Raw genomic sequence first — 23326 nt, forward strand, 5'->3', positions numbered from 1 at the left:
GAGCAGATGATTTAGTGCTGCTGAAAATGGCAGCACCAGAACATATGGGATTTATTCTAATACATTGAAAATTGTATGATCTAGTATCGGGATTGGGGGAATTGCACTCAAATTTAGATCATACAAGACAGCTTTTTAAATCTGGAAGGTTTGGATCGAATTTTATAGTTCGCGCCATACTTCATTTTTATCATTTAAAGAAACGGTGAAATTAAAGTTTGAATCATCCGATACAAGCAGACCAGTAGGCGTATGCATTACTACTTTTAAAATAGTCCCTTGTTCAAAAACCAAAGGATTGCAATTTTCTTTTTTTAGAACGACTGGTTTTAATAATTCGATGACTGAATTGTCCATTTTGCTTCCCCGAGCGTTTCACTAAGCTAATGAAATACTAGCATGATTTGATAGATGTTTAACTAATTTTATCAGCATTGAGAATTAAATCAAAAAAAATCAGATGGAAGTTTTATGTGATATGCACATTAAATAAAAATGATGAATGTATTAAAGTTATTCGCTGAGCAATAAAGTAAAACTCATGAGCGCATTGGATGGTTTTTCTAATATTGTTTTAATATTGGTTTAATGAATGAAGATTAGCTTAGTCAGTTATCTAGTGGATCGGTCTGGCTTAGCTTTGCAATGCTACTTTGATTCCATTACAAGAGATGAGAAAAACTGATTTCCTTTGCGCTGTGTATCCCTAATGAAGTGAAATGATGAAAATATCAGCGCTGGGTTAATTTAAAAGTACATATTGTTTATTGAAATGTCGGGTTGCTGAAGCTGACTCACGCGAAAAAACATTTCCCAAACAGTGAATAAGTTGTTACAAAGATGCAAATACTAGAATAATGGCGGATTCATCCATGGGAGCTAAAATATGTTTAGTTTGCGTGGATGGCTTAGGTTGTACATTAAAAAATAAAGGAATATCCATACGCAATGTTTAGATCTTTTTTTCCGAACCCGAAGTGGTTCTTTTTGTCGTTGGTGCTTTGGTTTTTAATCAATGTGGCTTTGTGGTATTCAGGTGGAAGTGGTTGGGGAACATTTTTAGGTTTTGCACCCGGTTATCATGAGGCGGAATTGCCTATTGGCGTAAGTCGTTTCTGGACACCCTCATTTTTATGGTTTTATCTGTGGTTCCTAGTTTCGACGGTTATTTTTGCCCTGTTCTGGAGATTTAAATCCAGTAATCCATGGCAAGGATGGTCAGTCTGGGGTTCTGCCTTTATTCTGTTTAATATCTGGTTTTCAGTGCAGGTCAATGTCGTGGTGAATGCGTGGTACAGCCCGTTTTACGACCTGATTCAGAAAATGCTCGGCAGTGGCGGTGGAGATGTCAATTTACTCTACGGTGAAACTATGACTTTCCTGTATGTCGCGATGGTTTATGTCACGATTGCGGTATTTAACCTGTTCTTTGTCAGTCATTATATTTTTCGCTGGCGTACAGCCATGAATGACTATTACACCGCACATTGGGAACAGTTACGTCATATTGAAGGGGCTTCGCAGCGTATTCAGGAAGATACCATGCGCTTTGCCAAAACCACCGAGAGTCTGGGGGTGAGTTTCATTCAAGCCTTGATGACTTTAATGGCATTCTTGCCGGTGTTATTGCAGTTGTCATCGCATGTGAAACAACTGCCTGTGATTGGTGAAATTCCCTATGCACTGGTTTGGGCAGCCATTAGCTGGGCGGTCTTTGGTACAGTCGTGCTGATGGTGGTCGGTTATAAATTGCCGGGTTTAGAGTTTAATAACCAAAAGGTGGAAGCCGCATACCGTAAAGAACTGGTGTATGGGGAAGATTATGCAGAGCGTGCCGATCCGCTGACTTTAAAAGAACTGTTTAGCCGCGTACGTTTTAACTATTTCCGTTTATATTTCCATTATGCCTATTTCAATATGGTGCGTATCTGGTATATGCAGCTGGACAATCTGTACGGTTTATTTGTGCTGTTCCCGAGTATTGCCGCAGGTGCAATCACGCTAGGCCTGATGATGCAGATTGCCAATGTATTTGGCAAGGTGCGTGAATCATTCCAGTATTTGATTGAGTCATGGCCCACGATTATTGAACTGCTTTCGATTTATAAACGTTTAAGAGCGTTTGAGTCGACCTTGCATAAGTAATTTGAATTGAAATAAAAGCCCGCATCGTGCGTAATGCTGATCAGTTAAGGAGTTTGACCATAAACTCCTTAACTTTTGGGTTATTCACAGCGGATTTTTATCTTATAAAATCAAATATTTGGATTCATTAGCTCTTTTGTTTAGCCAAATGAGAAGCGAAGCTTCGCAAGAAAAGCATCTTACAAAGACTTTAAATAATTTATTTAAAGTCCTTTCATCGCAAAACTCGTCCACTAGCACCGAGTAGAAAATCCATCGCAGAAACAGTAACTTCTTTAATGTAATTCTGCCTCAAACAGTTGCGAATGACGTATTCGCGTATCAAATAACATGATTAATTCAAAGTAGAAAATGCCAGCCAATTTCTTAACTGACTTGCATTCCGTATCTCACGAGTTTTTTTAAATAGGCTGCGTAGAGCAGGGAGATGACTCAGGTCGGATGGGTACTTGAAAGGTATAAATAACAGCATTTTGAAATGATTCAGCAACATTGAAATCATCATTAAGCGGTATATTGATAAAAAAGGCTGGGATAGGAAAAGATGAACATTTTCTACAGTTTGATTTCACTTATTTGTTTAACCGCGCTGAGTCCATTCACTGTGGCCCAAAATATTCAAGGCCAGTCTTTTTCTTATCGGGATTGGGAAGTTCATTGTAGCAATACCGGAACGTGCCGTGCGGCAGGGTATCAGCCGGATAGTGCGCAAATGATGCCGGCTTCAATATTGCTGACTCGTCAGGCCGGAGCAAAACAGGCAGTTCAGGCAAAAGTTGCCTTATCTAGTGATGACCAGACTTTAGACAATAAAAAACTTAAAAATATTCACTTTTATCTAAATGGCAGAGATTTTGGTGCAGTCAATGTAAATACTTCGACTGAGCCTTTAATCGGAACACTGAATACCCAGCAAACCCATGGATTACTGCAGTATACCCAGAAAAACGTAAAAATCGTATTTAAAAATAACCATTATAGCTGGCAGGTTTCAGATGCAGGCATGACGGCGACTTTATTGAAAATGGATGATTTCCAGAAGCGTACTGGCACAACCGGCGCATTGGTGAAAAAGGGTACAGCAAATGAATCCAGAGTGTTGGCTGCGCAGCCCAAGCCTGTGGTTAAGAAGGTTAATACAACTGCAAGACCTTATTTGACCCTGCAGCCAAATACTGAACAGTACCAAGCCGTACATACGCTTCTTATGGCTGCCCAACCCGCGCTTCAGGATGCACATGCATTTTGTGAAGGTATTCCTGAAGATACTGTGGCAAAACCTCAAGCCATAGCACTCTATAAACTCACAAATCATAAAGTCCTGGCAACAACACTATGCTGGCGTGGTGCCTATAATGAAGGCTATGGCGCGTGGGTGCTGGATGAATCTTTAAAAGGTAAAGCGACCTTTGTGACCGAATTCGCCTCAGATTTTGCACCCGGTGAAATCCGCAGTGCACAAAAGGGCCGTGGTCTGGGAGATTGCTGGGCAATGAGTCAATGGATCTGGAACGGCCAAACTTTTGTCAAAACGATGGATCGCTGGACAGGCATGTGTAACGGTTTCCCGGGTGGAATTTGGGATCTGTACCTGATTGAAGCGGTGGTGAGGTGATTCATTTTACAAATAGAAAAGAGGGAATGAATATCCGGCTGGAGCATCTGCTGCTCATGACGTGATTATTGAAAAAAAATGTGTCAGTGATATAGTCAATAAGATGAAAAATCCTTGGATTAAAAAGATAGAAACTGGTCAGCTCAGCATTAAAATTGTCGAATAATTGCGGGGAAAATTTTCCCTCAACCCATGATAAAAATCTTGAAAATGAGATTGAACTGTTATGCAGTTCAAATTTTAAGCATAAAGCATTTAAGGATTGGCAGTTTTTAGCCAGTTTTGAATAAGAAATTCGAAAAACAGTTCAGTAAAATCAATAATAAAATCAAAGTTATGAGTTTGTTATTTTTTGTATTTTCATATATTTTCATTTATACGGCATAATTGAGAGTTGATACGTGAATTTCAGAACATTCATCTTGATGGGTGGAGTGGGCATCGCTTTACATGGCTGTACCAGTATTGACAGTTTTAACTCGGATTCAGTTAAAAATTTTAACTCACCTCAGGAACTCATTGTTCAGAAGAATATTAATGCTGCAAATGGTCGGGCGAAAGAATATGTCTATTCTTGGGGACCCAAGCAAAGCAATAAAGACCCTCAATCCTTATATCCAAGAAAACATTTAAATAGTTACTGTTCTGCCAAGGGTGGCAAGTTTTCTCTATTACATAAAAGTTCAATGAGTTTGTTAAAGAATCAATGGGATAAAAAACTGCTTTCTACCTATAGCAGTGTCAAGCAAGGTATAGGCGCATATAAGTGTGTGCAAAGTGATGGGCAAAGCTGGATTGTATCGATTGAACCTGTGGCTGAACGCAAGCTGGATGATGGCAGTGAAGCACATATGGTGGCGCTTCAAACTAAAATAATGACGGCTATAGACGCCCAAAAATTTTATTCAAATGCCAACTCTGCAAATAATAGTGCTGCAAAAAAAACCACGGTAAATAATCAAAGCACTAAAAATTTAAAAAATAAAGCGGTTACATCCAAAGAAGTGGAAGCTAAAAAAGAGCTTGAAACTAAAAAAGAACCCAAGCCTACGCCTGAATTACCAGTAAAACAGTCTGCACAAGTTGCGGAAACATTACAGCAGCAACAGCTTAAATCTTATGTTGTGGCACGCCGTGATTTGAATAGTGGTAAAAATCAGGTTGCTGCCTGTAATAATGCACAACGTGCTTATAACTACGGCAAGCTACAAGGAACCGACGGAACCAAAGTTTATACTGAATCCGGAATGCTGGTCGCGCGCTGTTTAACCAATGTACCAAGTTATAGCAGCCGTTTTGCTAATTCGAAAGGGCAGGCAGTTAAGATATTGCAGAATTTAGCTAATAATTATAATCATGCTGGTGCGAAGAATATGTTGAGGCAGATCAAGTAATTTGACGTTATTAATTGGTATTTTAAGCGATTTCTCCAGTCAGTTGGGTGATCCCCGTGATTGGATAAAGGCTGATCTCTAAACCATAGCCCAGATAATTTTTATTTTGTCTGATTCAATATTTTCTTGAATAGCAAACATCATTTTTTAATTTTTAATTTTTAATTCAGTTTTCAGTGAGTTCAATTTACAGAGTCATAACAGGTAAAAACCTCAGCGTTATGATACAAAGAGAATGATTTTTACTGGAGTTCGCCTTATGTCTCACAAAGTTTTAACCATTGCTCGTCACAGCATGCCACGTATAGGCTTCTCAGCTTTAATGGCAGTTGCATTGTTGGGTTCCGCGCAACTGGCGACAGCAGGGCCAACAGTCGATCAATTAAGTGATTGTCTGGTGAAATCGACAACCGAGACGGATAAGAAAACTGTACTGCAATGGACCTTTGTGGCTTTATCGACTCATCCGGATTTAAAAAGTTTTAGTCAGGTGACTGATGTTCAGAAAGAGCAACTAGATAAAAGCCTTGCGACCGTTTTACAGCGCATCTTGGTGGAGCAGTGCTCGAGTCAAACCAAAGCCGTAATTCAAGCAGAAGGCTTGCAAGCCGTAGGTGATAGTTTTCAGGAGTTAGGTCGTACTACGGGTGAAGCCATTGTGAAAAATCCTGAGGTGAACAAGCAGTTAAAAGGTGTATTGCGTTATGTCGACCTGAATAAGATGGTAATGACATTTTTAACGCCTGATGTGTGGAATAAGTTGGGTGTTATACGTTAAATGCGAGCCTATTTTAGAATGGCTGCAATGATTCTAAAAAGCCAAACAATGGGATAAGCGATCATTTCACCAATATGCAACAGTTGTGAGCCTTTTGAGTCTTTAGTTTCTTCAGGATGCATGGAGAATAAGTATCTTCTCGACTTGGGGTGGATGAGGAGCACAACAATCGTGATGGTAAATATTCCAATGGCAGTTTGAATCATGAGGAGTAACAGTTCAGGCGTCATTTTTATTTTTCTTTGATATTTATTTAATTATATAACACATAAAATAATCCTCTCCCTAGCCCTCTCCTTTAAAAAAGGAGAGGGAACACCGCGTATCAAATTAATCACATGTCAAAGTCTCCCTTTTCTAAAGGGAGATTTAGAGAGATTACAATAAATCCGGATAAAACTTCTCAAATTCTTTGTTCACCGCGTCACCTCGCAGCAAATAGCCTTTCGGCTGAATATAGCTATAAATTTCTCGTGCAGGCTGTTCATGCCAGCCAATATTAAAAGCGCATAATTTTGGGAAAAATGTTAGATGACTGTAATTCAAATGGTTATGAATCCAGTAGGCAAGTTGTTGCCAATTCGCTTGGTCTTTTTCATAAAGTTCTAAAAAAGATGGAATCACGATACACGCCGTTGCACCATAGCCCTTTGCATCGGGATAGTCCCAAATATGACTGGCAAAGTTTTTCTCATTACTTGCGCAGTTATGACCTTTTTCATTACCGAGTTGGTTCACGCTTGGTGAGCGGTAAGCTGAGCGAATGGCAATGCGTCCAAACTTGTCTTGTAATGGTTCGAGCAGTTCTTCACAAAGTTTTGTACCTGTTCGGATGGCAATGTCAGGATGGTCGGGAAAGTTAGGAACACCGTACCAACTGGCGATTTCGCTATAGAGGAAGTCGCGCATAAAAAAGGACTTCGAAAGTTGAACGCGTCCTAAGTCTTCGAGCTTGGCGATGGAAGATACTTTTTTGATGGTCATGTTGTTTTTGGTTTGAAGTGTTTGGGGTGATTGTATGTTTAAAATGATGAAATTTAAATAATAATCCTCTCCCTTGCGCACTCAGAATATATTCTGAGGATGCTCATCTCCTAAAAGGAGAGGGAACATCCAATACTAAATTTATGATGTCATGTGCTTCACAATGAAAGCTCCTTCTCCCACTGGGAGAAGGCGGGGGATGAGGGCGATTAGAAGTTATATATAAAATGGACTTTGAAAGCTGAACAAATTTTAAAATATCAGTTCTTTTGATGGAGTTGATATATCTGATAAAATAAAAAAATTATTTTAAAATTAATTGGTTGTCTTGCTAAATATGAATAAAGGAAACTTTGGAATTGGAATTCTTTTCTAACAAGTATTCATATTATTTTATATGCTTAATTGCTGATTTTATCTACTTAATATGGTTGATGTGGTATATGTTTTATCCTAAGAAAATTTTACAAAAAATAGTAATCTTTATTTTGGTTTATATCTTTTTAACATTGGCTTTAACAATTTTCTATTTTTATCTAGGAGATTCATATCCTAAAGAATTGGGGTTAAATACATCCAATTCTGCACAATGGTCAAGATATGATTTAATTTCGATTTTTTCAGGAGTAGGTGTATTTTTAGCTCCAATTGCTGTTTTATTTGGATTTAATATTTGGAAAGAGCAACAATTTGAAAGTTCAAAAATTAAGGCTATAGAATCCATAAAATCTATTTTGTCTGACCAGGAAAGTATTACGTGGAAATTTAGATTAAATGCTAATGCATCTTTGATAAAAGACGGAAAATTCAAAGAATTTGATCAAAGAGAAAAGGAATGGTCAGATTCATTTGAAGCATTAAGACATAATATTATGAGTGTATTGATTAATTCAGGATTTTATTTTGAAAAAAGTATTTTAGATAACCTTTATAAGCTTAATAATGAAACTATAAAGTTAATTACAGAGCTTGAAAGCGCATCTTTTTTACTGAAAGGTTGTTGGTTTGGTTCGGGTAAAATACAGCCTGAAGAAGGTGAGCCAAATGATCAGAATATTTTAATACTTAAAAGAATTTATTTAATTGAACCTACTTATCTTGGGATAAAGTATCAATTAAAACGAAACAATGAATTAAAGTTAATGTGTGAAGAATTTGAAAAAGATAGGGTTTTAGATCCTTTAACTAATTATTTTAATTATTTAAATAAAATACTAGAAGAGTCTTATAAAAGTTAATTAAAGAAAACCCGCTCTAAAGCGGGTTTTTTATTCCAAAATTAATCAGATCAACCAATCAATTTCTTCATCAATTCATTTACTTGAGCAGGGTTGGCTTTGCCACGTGATGCTTTCATCACTTGACCTACAAGACCGTTAAAGGCTTTCTCTTTACCAGACTTGTATTCTTCAACCATCTTCTCGTTTGCAGCAAGCACTTCTTTAATGATCGCTTCAATCGCGCCAGTATCCGTTTCTTGTTTCAAGCCTTTTTCAGCAATAATTTCGTCCGCAGTTTTGCCTTCATCCCACATAAAGCCGAAGACTTGTTTTGCAATCTTACCGCTGATGGTGTTATCCACAATACGCGCAATCATGCCGCCAAGTTTTTCAGCAGATACAGGAGAATCAGCAAGATCTAAGCCTGCTTTGTTTAAAGCACCCGAGAATTCGCCCATCACCCAGTTTGCAGCAATCTTACCTTGCGCAGCGCCACCAGCAGCCTTAACCACTTCTTCATAGAACTCTGACATTTCACGTGTCAGGGTAAGAACGTGTGCATCATACTCAGTCACACCAAAGTCAGCTACGAAACGCTCACGACGTGCAGCAGGCAGCTCAGGCATGGTTGCTTTAATCGCTTCGATTTGCTCATCAGCAATCACCACAGGCAACAAGTCAGGGTCAGGGAAGTAGCGGTAATCGTTCGCTTCTTCTTTAGAACGCATTGAACGGGTTTCCATCTTCACAGGATCGAACAAACGCGTTTCCTGATCAATGGTGCCATCCCAGTCCAGTATTTCCATTTGACGTTCAATTTCAACATTGATCGCCTGCTCAATGAAACGGAATGAGTTGAGGTTTTTCAATTCACAACGTGTACCGAATGGTTGACCCGGACGACGTAACGACACGTTACAGTCACAACGGAATGAACCTTCCGCCATGTTACCGTCAGAAATGCCTAACCAACGCACTAAAGTGTGAATCGCTTTGATATAAGCAACGGCTTCTTCAACCGAGCGCATATCCGGTTCAGATACGATTTCAAGCAACGGTGTACCGGCACGGTTCAAGTCGATACCTGACATACCTTCAAACTGGTCATGGATCGATTTACCTGCATCTTCTTCAAGGTGTGCACGGGTCACGCCAATGCGTTTAACCGTACCATCTTCAAGCTGGATGTCGATATGACCCAAGCCCACAATCGGGTTATCCATCTGGCTAATTTGGTAACCTTTTGGAGAGTCAGGGTAAAAATAGTTTTTACGTGCAAATACAGATGCTTTATCAATATACGCGTCGATACCTAAACCAAAACGAATTGCTAAATCTACAACTGCTTTGTTCAGTACAGGCAATACACCCGGCATTGCTAAATCGACAAGGCTGGCTTGTGTGTTCGGATCGTTACCAAATACAGTCGAAGAGCCTGAGAAGATTTTTGAGTTGGTCGCAAGCTGAGTATGAATCTCGATACCAATAACGACTTCCCACCCATCAATCAAAAGAGATTTTGGTTTAGCTGTTTTTTGAGCTTGAGTCATTATGCATTCTCCTCAGCAATTGCCGCACGTTTGGTATGCCAATCGGTTGCTTGTTGATATTGATGCACAACAGACAATAATTGAGATTCTGACCAGTAGTTACCAATCAACTGTAAGCCAACGGGCAATTGATCTTTATCAAAACCAACAGGTGCATTGATGGCTGGTAAACCTGCTAGGTTCACTGCGATGGTGTAAATGTCGCCCAAGTACATTTCAACCGGGTCTAAAGACGCACCGATTTTATAAGCAGTGGTTGGTGCAGAAGGCGCAGCAATCACGTCAACAGATTCAAAGGCTTTCAAGAAATCTTGCTGGATGAGACGACGTACTTTTTGTGCTTTCACATAGTAAGCATCGTAATAACCGGCAGAAAGCGCGTAAGTACCAATCAAGATACGACGTTGCACTTCAGGACCAAAACCTTCTGAACGTGAACGCTTGTACAAATCGGTTAAATCCACCGGATTTTCACAGCGGTAGCCGTAACGAACACCATCAAAGCGTTGTAAGTTAGACGATGCTTCAGCAGGTGCAATCAGGTAATAGGTTGGAACATAAGCATCAGTCATGTTGAGGTCAATCTCAACCAGAGTCGCGCCCATGTCTTCCAGTTTTTTCAACGATTCTTCAACACGCGCTTTCACGTCAGCATCTAAGCCGGCAACGTTAAAGTACTGTTTTGGAATACCAATGCGTAAACCTTTCACCGAAGTACCGTTCAGATTAGCAACGTAGTCATCAGCATCAATGTTTACCGAAGTTGAGTCACGCTCATCATGACCTGCCATCACGTTCATGAGATAGGCACAGTCTTCAGCCGAACGCGCCATCGGGCCGCCTTGGTCCAAAGAAGATGCATAGGCGATCATGCCGAAACGAGACACACGGCCATAAGTCGGTTTAAGCCCTGTAAGACCACAGAAAGACGCAGGTTGGCGAATTGAACCACCAGTGTCAGTACCGGTTGCAAACGGTGCAAGGTCAGCCGCTACAGCCGCAGCAGAGCCACCTGAAGAACCACCCGGAACATGATCCAGTGCCCACGGGTTTTTGGTTGCGCCAAAGTAAGATGACTCCGAGGTCGAACCCATGGCGAATTCGTCCATGTTCACTTTACCTAAAGTCACCAAGCCTGCAACTTTGCCTTTCGCTACAACGGTTGCGTCGTAAGGAGAGATAAAGTTGTCCAGTATTTTAGAGCCGGCAGTGGTTTTAATGCCGTGGGTGCAGAAAATATCTTTGTGTGCAACGGGAACACCAGTCAACACATTGGCCATTCCTGATTTGCGCAGGGCATCGGCAGCATCTGCCTGAGCTAAAGCCTGTTCAGGGGTAACCGTGACATAGCTCTGTACTTGGGCATCGATTTTTGCAATGCGTTTTAAATAATGTTCGGTGAGTTCACGAGACGAGAATTTAGAGCCAGCTAAACCCTCAGAAAGTTCACGAATCGATAAGCGATGTAAATCTGTCATGAGAAATAATTCTTTACGTTTAATTTAACAAAAATGGTTTGACTGCTTGGAAATTATTCAATCACGCGTGGAACAAGGTACAAGCCATCTTGCGTTGCAGGTGCAACAGCTTGATATTCTTCACGATGATTTTCTTCAGAAACCACGTCTTCACGTAAGGGTTGTGGATGGTCAAATGGGCTTTTAAGCGGCTCGACACCTTCTGTGTCAATGCCTTTTAAGGTTTCCATCATGCCTAAAATTTTATTTAGACTTTGAGCATATTCAGCAGATTGCGTATCATCTAGCGACAATCGTGCAAGATTGGCGATTGCTGAAACTGTTTGTGCATTTAAATCTGCAGAATGCTGTGCATCCGTTGTAGACATAACATCACCTGATCAGTATTAAAAAAATTCAAAATATCGTGCGTTATAATAAGCGATTGACTTGTTCAAATCATCACATTTAGTTAAAGTTGCCACCTTGCGTCCATATAAAGTTTAATCGAGAACGTCTCCGTGATTCTAAAAAGACTAATTGGCTTGTTTTCGCCCGATCTAGCCATTGATTTAGGTACAGCAAATACACTTATTTATGCACCAGGACGAGGCATTATATTAAATGAACCGACGGTTGTGGCAATTCGTCACAGTGGTTCACAAAAAATTGTTGCCGCGGTAGGTCTTGATGCAAAGCAAATGCTTGGTCGTACTCCTGCGAATATTACCGCAATCCGTCCCATGAAAGATGGTGTGATTGCCGATTTTGAAGTGACTGAAACCATGCTGAACCAGTTTATTGGTAAAGTGCATGAAAGACGTTTATTTCCACCTGCACCGCGCGTTGTGGTGTGTGTTCCTTGCAAATCGACACTGGTAGAACGCCGTGCCATCCGTGAAGCGGTATTTAATGCCGGTGCGCGTGATGTTCGCTTAATTGAAGAGCCAATGGCTGCTGCAATTGGTGCGGGTATGCCGGTGGAGCAAGCATGTGGTTCAATGGTGGTGGATGTTGGTGGTGGTACCACTGAAATTGCGATCATCTCGCTGCAAGGCTGTGTCTATGCTGACTCGCTACGTATTGGTGGTGATGTATTTGATGAACAGATCATTAACTATGTACGTAAAGCACATGGTTGCGTGATTGGTGAAACCACGGCTGAAGTGATTAAAAAAGAAGTGGGGATGGCATTGCCGGATGAAGGTGCTAAACCACTGGAAATTGAAGTTCGTGGTCGTAACCTGGCAGAAGGTGTGCCTCGTGCCATTACTGTGACTTCTGATGAAATCACTCAAGCCATTTCTGATCCATTACAAAATATTGTCTCTGCGGTGAAATCTGCACTTGAACAAACCCCGCCTGAATTGTCGTCTGACATTGCAGAACGTGGCATTGTTTTAACAGGTGGCGGTGCATTACTTCGTAACCTCGATAAACTGCTTGCACAAGAAACAGGCTTGCCTGTGGTGGTTGCAGAAGATCCTTTAACTTGCGTGACCCGTGGTGGTGGTAAAGTCTTAGAATTCTTTGATAACCCAAATCATGACATGCTATTTGTAGGCTAAGTTAAGGACCAGGCGGGTGCAAACAAATCTGTTTTCCAGACAACCGCCATCTTTTCGCTCATTTATCATTGCGGTCATCACATGCTGGGTCGTGCTGTTTTTTAACTGGCGCATGCCGCATGTGATTCAGCCCGCACGTGATGTCTTGTATGCGGCATATAATCCTATTTATGCCTTGGCAAGTTATCCAGTGTTATCGCGAGAATGGCTAAATCAACAAACCAAGTCTGAAGCCCAGTTACGTCGTGAAAATACCGCGATGCAAGCCGAGCTTCTACAGGCGCAAGTTCGTCTGCAAAAATTATCTGAACTTTCTGCTGAAAATACCCGTTTAAGAGGTTTACTCGATACGCCACTGATTATTGATGGGCGTATGGAAATTGCAGAGGTGATTGGTACAGATGCAGATCCACTCAGACATATTATTGTGATTAACCGTGGTGCAAACAGTCAGCTCAAAGTCGGTCAAACGGTTTTGGATGACAAGGGCATTATGGGGCAAATTATCAATGTCTATCCACATAGCAGCCGGATCATGTTGCTGTCCGATAAAGAGCATTCGCTATCGGTACGTCTAGAACACACCGGAATGCGTGCCATTGTTAGCGGTACAGGTGATTTAGGTCATTTGAAGATGGAATATGTTCCAACCAGCGCCAACATCAAAGTTGGTGAAAAAGTATATAGCTCAGGTTTAGGCGAACATTTCCCTGCGGGTTATCTCGTGGGAACAGTGTCTAAAGTGAACCGACATAATTCGGGTGAATTTGCCAAAATTGAAGTCATTCCAGCCGCTCTATTGGCAGGTGGACATCATGTAGTGGTACTTTTTTCTGATTCTTTAGCGATGGAGCAACCGCATGCTGATCGCTAAATTACGCTCTGAGAATAAACGTGATCCGCTGATTGCCATTATTATTTCAGTTATTATCTGTTCAGTACTGCTCGTTTATCCCTTGTCCTATGCGGTTTCAGGTGCACGTCCATTATTCATGTTGCTTGTGATGCTCTTCTGGATCATGTGCCAGCCGACATGGTGCGGCATCTGGTTTGCCTTTGCGACCGGTATTTTTACCGATCTTTTGGTCGATGCACCTTTGGGAATGAATGCTTTAACCTTTGTGGTCATCACTTTCGTCGCCAGATTTTTAACCCGGGAACGACGCATTTTGACCTTTGCCAATTTATGGGTGATTAGCTTCCTGGCCGTGTTGGCACATTTGTTGATGATCGGGATGGCTCAAATTATGGGCGGTATGCAATTTTCGATTGCAAGACACTGGCAGCCTTTATTGAGCAGTGTTTTATTTTTCCCTGTTATTTATTTTTTCTTAAGAAAATGGCGCATTTAATTCTCGCTTCGAGTTCTCCGCGCCGTCGGGAACTGCTTCAGCAGCTGGGACTGGAATTTGAAATTTTTAGTCCCGATATTGATGAATCGGTTTTAGCAGGCGAGAGCGTTGCCGCCTATGTGCAACGTCTCGCTTGCAGCAAAGCTCAAGTCGTGCTGGATCAGTTTCCCGATGCTGTCGTTATCGCAGCAGATACCAGTTTAGGTGTCGACAATCAAATTTTAGGTAAACCTGAATCTAAACAACATGCTTTTGAAATGTGGCAATGCATTTCAGGTCGTAAACATGACGTTTTTTCAGGTGTTTGTGTACGTACAATCACAGAAAAATCAAGTATAGTGGTACGAACGCAGGTTGAGTTCCAACAATTAAGTCTCAATGATATGGAAAGTTATTGGGCAACAGGCGAACCTTTAGGTAAAGCGGGAGCTTATGCGATTCAGGGGATCGCAGCACGTTATATTCCTCGCATCGAAGGAAGTTATAGTAACGTTGTAGGCTTGCCTTTATATGAAACGGTACAGTTATTACAGTCGGTTAAGGCACTAAATTAACGGCTGAAAAAGAATTTTTATAATGTTTTGAGTTTTATTATGTCTGACGAGTTGTTGATTAACGTCACACCTATGGAATGTCGGGTGGCCTTAATCCAAAATGGTACGGTCAATGAATTATTTGTAGAACGCACGGTTAAACGTGGTCTGGTTGGAAATATTTATAAAGGCAAAGTTGTCCGCGTTTTGCCGGGCATGCAAGCCGCATTTGTAGATATTGGTTTATCACGTACCGCATTTTTGCATATTAACGATATGGTCTGGCCGCGCAATCAACCGACGCCCAATGTTTTTGAATTGCTGCAACCAGGTCAAATCCTCACTGTTCAAGTGATGAAAGACATGCTCGGAACCAAAGGTGCGCGTTTAAGTACCGACCTTTCCATTCCTTCGCGTTATCTTGTCCTCATGCCCTATGGTCATCATATTGGTGTGTCACAACGGATTGAATCTGAACAGGAACGTGATCGCTTACGCTCGATGATTGAGGGCATTCAGACTCAACATAAGCTACCGGGCAGTGTCATTGTGCGTACTGCTGCTGAAGGTATTCCAGAATCAGAAATTGCCCAGGATATGGCGTATCTGGCCAAGCTCTGGGAATTTATTCAGCGTAAGCAAACCAGTATTGCTGTACCTTCACTGATTTTTGAAGAGCTTCCGCTTCCGCAACGTGTAATTCGTGATTTAGCCAATGAAGATACCGCGAAGATTTCAGTCGATTCACGTGAAATTCATGCCAAGTTGCAAGAGTTTGTCGACGAATTTGTACCGAGTATGAAAGACAGGCTAATGCACTATCCCGGTGAGCGTCCTATTTTCGACTTGTACAATGTAGAAGAAGATATTCAAAAAGCGCTACAAACGCGTGTCGCACTCAAGTCTGGCGGATATTTGATGCTGGACCAGACAGAAGCGATGACCACGATTGATGTCAATACCGGTTCATATGTCGGTGGTCGGACACTGGAAGACACCGTCTTCAAAACCAATATGGAAGCGACGCAAGTGATTGCACGTCAGCTGCGTTTGCGTAATCTGGGTGGCATCATCATTATCGATTTCATTGATATGCAGGAAGCGCAGCATCGTGAAGAAGTGATGAGCCAGTTTGAGCGCATGCTTGAACGTGATCATGCCAAAACCAAAATCACTCAGGTTTCAGAACTGGGCTTGGTGGAAATGACCCGCAAACGTACTCGTGAATCTTTAGAGCACTTGTTATGTGAATCATGTTCGACCTGTCAGGGACGGGGCTATGTGAAAACTGCAGAGACGGTGTGTTACGAAATTTTTCGGGAAATTTTAAGATATGCGCGTGCTTTTGAATCAAAAAGTGAATTTACCGTAATTGCGCATCCTTTGGTGATTGACCGATTGTTAACAGCGGAAGCACCGGCAGTGGCCGATTTAGAGCACTTTATCGGGCGTATGATCAAGTTTCAGGTGGAAAATCTATATACGCAAGAGCAATACGATATCATTCTGAGCTGAAATTGTAACAGAATATCGTTAAACACTTGTTACATCTGAAATTTTACTTTCTCGGCGTAATTTCTAATACTAGTCATACACAGTAGCCAAAGCCAAATTCTCCCTTTTTGGCTTAGCAAAAAGAGGTATGACATGAGTATGAGCCAAGTCGTTATTAAAAAAAGTTTGAATGCATTAGATAATAAACCAACACGAAATGGTTATATCGTTGATGAACAGGGTAAAGAAGTTCAGATTACTGCTGCCATGATTCGTTCGGTTTGCCATCAATTATTAAACCAATGCCGTAGTATTAAAAATTAAGGGGCGAATAAAACGCCCCTTAATTACTTTATATTTATTTTTTAGAAACCGCGGTTAACTCACCGCCTGTAACTTTGGGTTTTCTTGACCCACGATCTCTTCAAATCGCTGTATTTCCTCTTCCAAGTGAGTGAGTAGGTTTTGCATTTTAGGTAATGCATTGCGACAGCCTGTTAAGCCGACTTCCAGTTTATCCAAATAACTGGTCATGGTAATGTTAAGGGCTTGCCCATCTAGCACAATAGAAGCCGGGTAGAGTGCATCTAATTTGGCACCATTCCAATACAACGGTTCACGCGGTCCTGGAACATTCGAAATTACAATATTAAAGGCCTGATGTTTAGGCATCATGCCTGAAACGATATTTAAGCCTGCTGCACCATAAACCAGAGCACTATAATTCAAAATTTGATTGGAGTTCATGCGTTTAAAACGCTGTTTTGCATTCAACACGCTACGACGAATAATTTGCAGACGTTCTAACGGAGTTTCTTTGTCGGTGCCTAAATTGGCTAAAATCATCGTAATACGGTTAGAGACATCAGAGTTATCATCACGCACTGACGCAGGAACCATGGCGATAAGCGGCTTTTTCGGCAACGCCTGTTGGCTGATCAGATATTCGCGTAATGCACCGGAACAAATCGCAAGCACCACATCATTAATGGTTACACCAAGCGCTTTGGCAATTTTGCTTAAACGGCCCAGCTCAAAGGATTGTGCTGCAAAACGACGAGAAGAACTCACGCGTTGATTTAAAATACTGCTTGGTGCCTGAAAACTTGAAACATAGTCAGGGTTGCGTCCCATATCTTTAAAGATAGTCTGAGATAATTCATACATGACTTTTGGGGTCGATTCTAATTGCTCTTTTAAAGCCCCCATAATTTTTTTGATACGACTCTTGGGTGGGGCTTTCAGGCGTTTAGCGCGAGGGCCTTCAACACACCACAGCGGCACAATACTTTTGGCATTTGGATCTAGAGACAGTGATTTTTCAACTAAACGCATGCCTGCAATACCATCCACCATTGCGTGGTGAATTTTAAAGTACATCGCGAAACGGTTGCCTTCAATGCCTTCAATAATATTACAGGTCCAGAGTGGTTTGGCACGGTCAAGCAGAGCGCTGTGTTCTTGGGAAATATAGGTCAGTAATTCACGGATTCGACCTGGATGAGGAAGTGCAATGTGACGGAAATGATGATCTAAATCAAATTCTTGGTCTTCATCCCAAAATAGGCCATTCAGTTTATTATTAAAAGGTGCAACAGGCAGACACTTGGATTTACGAATATCGGCAACAAGATCTTGAATAAATGTTTCAGGTGCATTGTCAGGAATCTGAAATAGAAAAAGTCCACCGACATGCATGGGTTGCTGGCGTTTTTCTAGTGACAAAAAAATAAAATCAATAGGATGTAATGGACGCATAGCGCGGAATGCCTCACTGCAATTTCATTGGCTGTTCTTATGTGAACAGGCTTGTTAGAATTATAAAAACCGTTTTTTCAGTATATCTTTTTTCAAAAAGAAAAGAACCGCTTTCTGTGTAAGGAAAAGTGAACAAAAAGCCACTAAAAACAGTGGCTTTTTTTGAAAAAATTATTTTTTTAAGTTTCCTGCATGTAATCCGCATTCCTTATGAGTGGCTTCTTCCCACCACCAACGACCTTCACGTTCATGTTGATTCGGAAGGACGGGACGAGTACACGGCTCACAGCCAATAGAAACAAAACCACGCTCATGCAAAGGATTATAAGGAATTTCCATCATACGGATATAATTCCATACATCCGCGCTTGACCAGTTGGCTAGCGGGTTATATTTGATCAGTTGTTTGCCAGGTCCAGAGAAACCTGCATCGGCCTGAACCACAGGGATTTCATTGCGCGTACCCGGGCTTTGATCTTTACGCTGACCGGTAACCCAGCCATCTAGGGTTGCCAGTTTTTTTCGCAACGGTTTAACTTTGCGAATACCACAGCATTCCTGATGGCCATCGCGATAGAAACTAAATAAACCTTTTTCAGTTGTAAGTTGCTGAATTGCCTCAGTCTCAGGGAAACAAATTTCGATATCAATTTTATAGTGCTTACGTACGGTTTCTATAAACTGATAGGTTTCTGCGTGTAAACGACCGGTATCTAAACTAAAGACACGAAAAGGTTTGCCCAAATGAGAGGCCATATCAATCAAAACCACATCTTCAGCACCTGAAAATGAAATCGCAATTTCACCTTCTTGACTTAAGGCAAGTTCCAGAATTTCGCTGGGAGATTTATCAGCATATTCAGATGCAAGTGCATCGACAAGGTCAATGGTGGGGATTGTAGTCATGACAGTTCCTGGCGTATAGGCTTGGACACTTAAAAACCTATATTAATTTAATTCACAACGATTTTAATAGAATTGAAATAGCATGCTTATCACTAAAAAATAAATACTTATGAATAAAACAGATTTAAAAAACAACACATCGAATATCAATTTTTAAGCTATGATAACGCAAAATTTTTTCACTGACATTGGGAGAACCCATGGAAATCGTATGTCTTGATCTTGAGGGTGTATTAGTTCCGGAAATTTGGATTAACTTCGCCAAAAAAACTGGAATTAAAGCATTGGAAGCAACTACACGTGATATTCCAGACTACGATGTGTTGATGACACAGCGCCTGAATATTTTAAAAGAGCATGGTTTAGGCTTGAATGATATTCAGGAAGTGATTGCCGATATGGGACCATTCCCAGGTGCAAAAGAATTTGTGAAATGGGTCAGTACTCATTTTCAATTGATTATTCTTTCAGATACCTTCTACGAATTTGCTCATCCACTCATGAAGCAACTCGATTGGCCAACAATTTTCTGTCATAAATTGGAAACTGATGAAGCGGGCATGATCTCTGCCTATAAACTTCGCCAGCCGGATCAAAAACGTCAAGCAGTCAAAGCCTTGCATGGTTTGAATTTCCGGGTGATCGCAGCAGGTGATTCGTATAACGATACCACGATGCTGGGTGAAGCAGACCACGGTTTCTTATTTGATGCGCCTGAAAATGTGATTGCTGAATTCCCGCAATTCCCGCCGATTCATGGTTATGAAGCATTAAAAGAAGCGATTCGCAATGCATCAGTTCGTGATATTCCAGCTTAATTAAATGTTTTAAGCAAAAGAGAAGGGCGCTATAAGCGCCCTTTCTTGTTTAATCCTAATTTTTAACACAATTAGAAGCGGTAACCGATTTTCATACCATAACCCATTGCATGATTGTCCTCAAAATTGCCTACTGGATTGCCACCAGTTTGTGCGGTTGCATCACCTAACCAGAAGTATTTTACACCCGCTTGGATAAAGTAGTTTTCTGCAGGACTATATTGACCACCTAAACCGACACTCCAATAACCTTCAGTAGGACCTAAAGTTGTGACTGGGTTGCCTGCACCAGAATCCCAACCAATTGCAGCAGTACCAGACCATTTATTATTAAATTTATGACCTAAACCAACTGTGGCAGACCATTGATCATCTGAATAATCAATTAAATTTTGTGCTTGACCTTTTGCTAAGGCAGAAGCTTGTGCTAGAAGAGAAGGTGTTACTGCAAATTGATCCCAATGTACCCAGCGAATATTGGCAAATGCTAAAGTGTTTTGAGCAATACCTGATTGTAAGTCAATATTTACAGATTGGGGAGTAACAGCTTCTAAGGTACTTTCTCTAGAACCTAAAGTTGATAATAGAGGTTTGGCCGGACTTAGTGGGTGACCTGCTGCAGGTAATTGCTGTCCTAAAATAGCTAAGCCTGATGTTTCATGAGCTTGTGCTTCATGTTTGATTTCTGAGCGATAAGTTACAGCTGCTTTTAAGGCCAGTTCAGGAATCTGGTAAGCAAAACCTGCCAGCCAGCCGTAAGCTTCTTCTTGTTCAACTTGAATATTATATCCGCTAATAGTTAAGGGGGCTTTACCATAGGCCTCACCACGTAATTTAATGTCGGCTTCTACGGTTTGCCATACTGGACCAGCATAGAAATTCCAGTTTTCAGTAGGTTGATAACCAATTAAAGCAGTTAGGTTGTTGGTTTTTACTTCAACAGAAGTACCTTCAATTCCATCTCCAAAAGAACCTGCAGTTGCTGCATATTGAGAATCAGCACCAAAGGGTTGATCGTAAATTAAACCAAGTGAAATTTTATCAGTTGCTTGTACTTTAATCGCTGCAGAAGGGAAATAGTAGTCCTCAGCCATATCGCTAATTTTTTCGCCTGCAAAGCCTTGTACAGTAGAAGAACCTTTAACAGTTGGGTCTAAAACTGAGATACCTGCTTCAGCATAGTTACCTGGTTGTAAAAAAGCTGAAATTGACTGTCCAGAACGGTCTAAACCACCCGCAAAAGTTGCTGTCGCTGGAATTAAACTGAGTAAAATAGCTGAATGAATTACTGTAAGCTTCATAGATTCTTTTCCCTGAGTCGCTTCATCTTTTTAAAAGTTACGGGAAAGTAACATAAATAAAAAAAGAGTAAACGTAGAGGAATGGACGCAAAATGAACTGACTAATTCAAAAAATGAACTTGAATAGAGTAAAAGTACTAACAATACTTTTGTATATTAATGATTTATAAGTAAAAAAATAGAGTAATAAGCTTAAAAAAAATAGGGCAATACAAGTAATTCTTTTTGATCAAATTTAAAACATATAGATTGGAGTGTTAGAAAAACAAGTGATGTAATGTAAAAAAGACCATTGCGAACAATGGCCTTTTGATTCATTTATTTAATAATTTTAGAAGCGGTAGCCCATTTTTAGACCATAACCCCAAGCATCATTTTCTTCAAACTCACCAACAATTCTATTTTCGCCATATTGAGCTGCTGTTTGTGATTTGGCATCACCTAACCAGAAGTATTTCACACCGCCAGCGATGAATGTTGCAGGAGTAGGGCTAAATTGTAATCCTAGACCAAGGTTCCAGTAACCTTCTGTTGGACCAAGGGTAGATACAGGATTACCTGCGCCAGAGTCCCAGCCAACAGATACATTACCTGCCCATTGCTCAGAGAGTTTACGCCCCACACCAACGGTTGCTGAAATTTGATCGTCAGAGTAAGACACTAAGTCGAAACCGTTAGGACGATTAACTGATTGAAGTCCACCGATTTCTTCTGATAATTTACCAAATTGGTAAGGTCGAATACCGAATTTAGACCATTCTACCCAGCGCACATTTGCGAATGCTACTGTATTTGCCATGATCCCTGTTTGGAAATCGAGGTTTACAGATTGAGGTGTTGTAATGGTTGTTTTACCTGGCGAGCTAGTAATATCTGCTGGATTACCACCTAATAATGCAATTGCATTTAGACCACCAGAGAAAGTTTCTGTTACATCCGTCGAATGATCGATTTCAGAGCGGTATGTTAAAGAAGCTTTTAAAGCAATGTCGGGGATTTGATATGCTAAACCTGCTAACCAACCAACATCACCTGTTTCTTTAATCTGTGCATCGTAACCATTATAAATACTATATGCCTGACCACGTAAACTAACATTACCCTTAACAGTTTGGTATACCGGGCCTGCATAGATATTCCAATTTTCAGTCGGTTGATAACCAAATAGGAAGGTTAGGTTTTGTGTATCTACGGTAACTTTGGTATTTCCAACACCTAGTTGGTCTGCACCTAAAGCCGCGAGTTGAGTCGCTAATGCTGCATTTCCTTTTTGTTGTGCACCATCCAGAATGACTTGTTTAGCTTGATCTACACCACCTGCTTGTGTAATGAGACCTGTTACCTGAGCATTTAATGTTGCAGCAAATGCCGGGTTAGTTGGCGCCAGTCCTGCTTCGATTAATTGACTTGCAACACCTGCAGTAACAATTTGTACATCTGTTAATTGGTCATAACTTTGTAGTGGGGTATTGCTTCCAGACAGCGCATCAGAGATTTGTTTACTGCCTGTAGCAAGCGCGCTTTGCACTTGAGAAGTAACCAATCCATTAAGAGTACTTTGAGGCAGTACAGTATCAGTTAGTTTTGATACAAATGCATTGTCACCACTATATTCAGCAGCAGCGCCAAATGGCTGATCGTAAAGTAAACCAAATGAGAATTTGTTAGTCACTTGGAATTTAAGTGCAGCAGACGGAAAGTAGTAGTCATCTGCCATATCGCTAATGGTATTTCGACTGGTCGTTTCACCAGCTTCTTTACCTGAAACTGTTGGATCTAAAACAGAAATACCAGCTTCAAAGTAATTACCCGGTTGTAAAAATGCTGAAATAGATTGTCCTGAACGATCCATTGCGGCTGCGAATACACCAGTCATTGGCACAGTTGCTAGAAGAATCGCTGTACTAAGAGTTTTTAGTTTCATTCTTTGTCTTTCCTTGAGGTACAATTTTTTTACTGCGGCTTTATGTTATTTATGCTCAGCATTCATTTTTGGTGATAGCGGTCTTTTAACCAGATATCATTTGTTACTCCATGTGACAAAAATAACACAATAAAAAAAAGAGTAAATGCTCTAGAAAAACAAATAAGTGTAAAAATACACTTTATTAGATTTTTTAATCTAAAGTTGTTGAATAATTTCTATATAAAATATTGAAAAATAAAAACAAATATTAATTAATTGAAATTTAATTTAGATTTTCATTTGATTAAAAAATAATCATTTATCGTGAAAAGTGTAGTAATAATTTGTTGTCTATATCACATTATTTGGTTCTATAATTTTTTTGCTAGATGAAAGGTCTTAATGTATTTAATATCAAATATTTACAAATATTTTTAGGTTATATTTAGGGTCTGTTGACATTTCAAGTATAGAATTTACCCGATAAAGGTAGCCAAATAAATACACAAGCTAATGCAACTGCACCCTCATAGCTACACTTTAGCTT

At 40.5% G+C, this 23326-nt stretch carries 22 protein-coding genes and 1 pseudogene; 12 read left to right on the top strand and 11 right to left on the bottom strand.

The window, feature by feature from the left end:
- Positions 1-162: 162 nt before the first annotated feature.
- Complete coding sequence (locus tag ACU0NF_RS10465; RefSeq protein ID WP_131267005.1) at positions 163-357, bottom strand: hypothetical protein; 195 nt, start codon at positions 355-357, stop codon at positions 163-165.
- 591 nt (positions 358-948) lie between these two features.
- On the opposite strand from ACU0NF_RS10465, the gene sbmA reads away from it, so the two are divergent.
- From sbmA to ACU0NF_RS10485, 4 genes are all read left to right on the top strand, one after another.
- Entirely contained in the window at positions 949-2145 is a 1197-nt protein-coding gene (gene sbmA / locus ACU0NF_RS10470) for a peptide antibiotic transporter SbmA (protein ID WP_445661083.1), read from the top strand.
- 544 nt (positions 2146-2689) lie between these two features.
- A complete protein-coding gene (locus tag ACU0NF_RS10475) occupies positions 2690-3760 on the top strand; it encodes a DUF1176 domain-containing protein (protein WP_445661084.1) in 1071 nt (356 codons plus the stop codon).
- Positions 3761-4161: 401 nt separating this feature from the next.
- Entirely contained in the window at positions 4162-5154 is a 993-nt protein-coding gene (locus ACU0NF_RS10480) for a hypothetical protein (RefSeq protein WP_445661085.1), read from the top strand.
- A gap of 295 nt (positions 5155-5449) precedes the next feature.
- A complete protein-coding gene (locus ACU0NF_RS10485) occupies positions 5450-5932 on the top strand; it encodes a hypothetical protein (protein WP_445661097.1) in 483 nt (160 codons plus the stop codon).
- 8 nt (positions 5933-5940) lie between these two features.
- Here ACU0NF_RS10485 and ACU0NF_RS10490 read toward each other — a convergent pair whose 3' ends face one another.
- Together ACU0NF_RS10490 and ACU0NF_RS10495 are read right to left on the bottom strand one after the other, a co-directional pair.
- Positions 5941-6162, bottom strand: coding sequence for a hypothetical protein (locus tag ACU0NF_RS10490; RefSeq protein ID WP_131383959.1), 222 nt, complete (start codon positions 6160-6162; stop codon positions 5941-5943).
- Between the two features lie 148 nt (positions 6163-6310).
- On the bottom strand, positions 6311-6916 hold the full coding sequence (locus tag ACU0NF_RS10495) for a hypothetical protein (protein ID WP_445661086.1): 606 nt from the start codon (positions 6914-6916) through the stop codon (positions 6311-6313).
- 443 nt (positions 6917-7359) lie between these two features.
- Here ACU0NF_RS10495 and ACU0NF_RS10500 point away from each other — a divergent pair, with 443 nt between their 5' ends.
- Positions 7360-8154, top strand: a complete 795-nt coding sequence (locus ACU0NF_RS10500) for a hypothetical protein (protein WP_445661087.1) — start codon at positions 7360-7362, stop codon at positions 8152-8154.
- 50 nt (positions 8155-8204) lie between these two features.
- Here ACU0NF_RS10500 and gatB read toward each other — a convergent pair whose 3' ends face one another.
- The 3 genes from gatB to gatC are packed head-to-tail and all read right to left on the bottom strand — an operon-like array spanning position 8205 to position 11532.
- Positions 8205-9686, bottom strand: a complete 1482-nt coding sequence (gatB, locus tag ACU0NF_RS10505; RefSeq protein WP_445661088.1) for an Asp-tRNA(Asn)/Glu-tRNA(Gln) amidotransferase subunit GatB — start codon at positions 9684-9686, stop codon at positions 8205-8207.
- Entirely contained in the window at positions 9686-11164 is a 1479-nt protein-coding gene (gene gatA, locus ACU0NF_RS10510; protein ID WP_445661089.1) for an Asp-tRNA(Asn)/Glu-tRNA(Gln) amidotransferase subunit GatA, read from the bottom strand. The genes gatB and gatA overlap by 1 nt, the downstream gene beginning before the upstream one ends.
- Before the next feature lie 53 nt (positions 11165-11217).
- Positions 11218-11532, bottom strand: coding sequence for an Asp-tRNA(Asn)/Glu-tRNA(Gln) amidotransferase subunit GatC (gene gatC, locus ACU0NF_RS10515; RefSeq protein WP_131266991.1), 315 nt, complete (start codon positions 11530-11532; stop codon positions 11218-11220).
- Between the two features lie 132 nt (positions 11533-11664).
- Between gatC and ACU0NF_RS10520 the strand changes: the two genes are divergently transcribed.
- The 6 genes from ACU0NF_RS10520 to ACU0NF_RS10545 all read left to right on the top strand — a co-directional run bounded on the left by ACU0NF_RS10520 (position 11665) and on the right by ACU0NF_RS10545 (position 16414).
- A complete protein-coding gene (locus ACU0NF_RS10520; protein WP_131319233.1) occupies positions 11665-12711 on the top strand; it encodes a rod shape-determining protein in 1047 nt (348 codons plus the stop codon).
- Positions 12712-12727: 16 nt separating this feature from the next.
- Positions 12728-13585 carry a rod shape-determining protein MreC gene (gene mreC / locus ACU0NF_RS10525; protein ID WP_131383947.1) on the top strand — a complete coding sequence of 286 codons (858 nt, stop codon included), beginning with the start codon at positions 12728-12730 and terminating at the stop codon, positions 13583-13585.
- Positions 13572-14063 (top strand): rod shape-determining protein MreD, encoded by a 492-nt coding sequence (gene mreD, locus ACU0NF_RS10530; RefSeq protein WP_445661090.1) that lies wholly within the window; start codon positions 13572-13574, stop codon positions 14061-14063. The genes mreC and mreD overlap by 14 nt, the downstream gene beginning before the upstream one ends.
- Positions 14051-14617: a Maf-like protein gene (locus tag ACU0NF_RS10535; protein ID WP_445661091.1), complete on the top strand. Its 567-nt coding sequence runs from the start codon at positions 14051-14053 to the stop codon at positions 14615-14617. Before mreD ends, ACU0NF_RS10535 begins: the two co-directional genes overlap by 13 nt.
- 39 nt (positions 14618-14656) lie before the next feature.
- Positions 14657-16111 carry a ribonuclease G gene (gene rng / locus ACU0NF_RS10540; RefSeq protein ID WP_370984244.1) on the top strand — a complete coding sequence of 485 codons (1455 nt, stop codon included), beginning with the start codon at positions 14657-14659 and terminating at the stop codon, positions 16109-16111.
- Between the two features lie 132 nt (positions 16112-16243).
- Positions 16244-16414 (top strand): PA1571 family protein, encoded by a 171-nt coding sequence (locus ACU0NF_RS10545; RefSeq protein ID WP_165494446.1) that lies wholly within the window; start codon positions 16244-16246, stop codon positions 16412-16414.
- Positions 16415-16468: 54 nt separating this feature from the next.
- Here ACU0NF_RS10545 and ACU0NF_RS10550 read toward each other — a convergent pair whose 3' ends face one another.
- On the bottom strand, positions 16469-17848 hold the full coding sequence (locus tag ACU0NF_RS10550; protein ID WP_131266979.1) for a WS/DGAT/MGAT family O-acyltransferase: 1380 nt from the start codon (positions 17846-17848) through the stop codon (positions 16469-16471).
- A gap of 171 nt (positions 17849-18019) precedes the next feature.
- The gene (locus tag ACU0NF_RS10555) at positions 18020-18754 is read right to left on the bottom strand and encodes a phosphoadenylyl-sulfate reductase (RefSeq protein WP_171537482.1); all 735 of its coding nucleotides are present in this window, start codon (positions 18752-18754) and stop codon (positions 18020-18022) included.
- 200 nt (positions 18755-18954) lie between these two features.
- Between ACU0NF_RS10555 and thrH the strand changes: the two genes are divergently transcribed.
- Complete coding sequence (gene thrH / locus ACU0NF_RS10560) at positions 18955-19572, top strand: bifunctional phosphoserine phosphatase/homoserine phosphotransferase ThrH (protein ID WP_067723937.1); 618 nt, start codon at positions 18955-18957, stop codon at positions 19570-19572.
- A 71-nt stretch (positions 19573-19643) separates the two neighbouring features.
- On the opposite strand, the gene ACU0NF_RS10565 is transcribed toward thrH, so the two are convergent.
- From ACU0NF_RS10565 to ACU0NF_RS10575, 3 genes and pseudogenes are all read right to left on the bottom strand, one after another.
- On the bottom strand, positions 19644-20873 hold the full coding sequence (locus ACU0NF_RS10565; RefSeq protein WP_445661092.1) for an OmpP1/FadL family transporter: 1230 nt from the start codon (positions 20871-20873) through the stop codon (positions 19644-19646).
- Between the two features lie 331 nt (positions 20874-21204).
- Positions 21205-22797, bottom strand: coding sequence for an outer membrane protein transport protein (locus ACU0NF_RS10570; RefSeq protein WP_445661093.1), 1593 nt, complete (start codon positions 22795-22797; stop codon positions 21205-21207).
- Between the two features lie 445 nt (positions 22798-23242).
- Positions 23243-23326, bottom strand: a pseudogene (locus tag ACU0NF_RS10575) (IS5/IS1182 family transposase); the annotation flags it as partial.

It is taken from the genome of Acinetobacter sp. F16, from assembly GCF_052712855.1.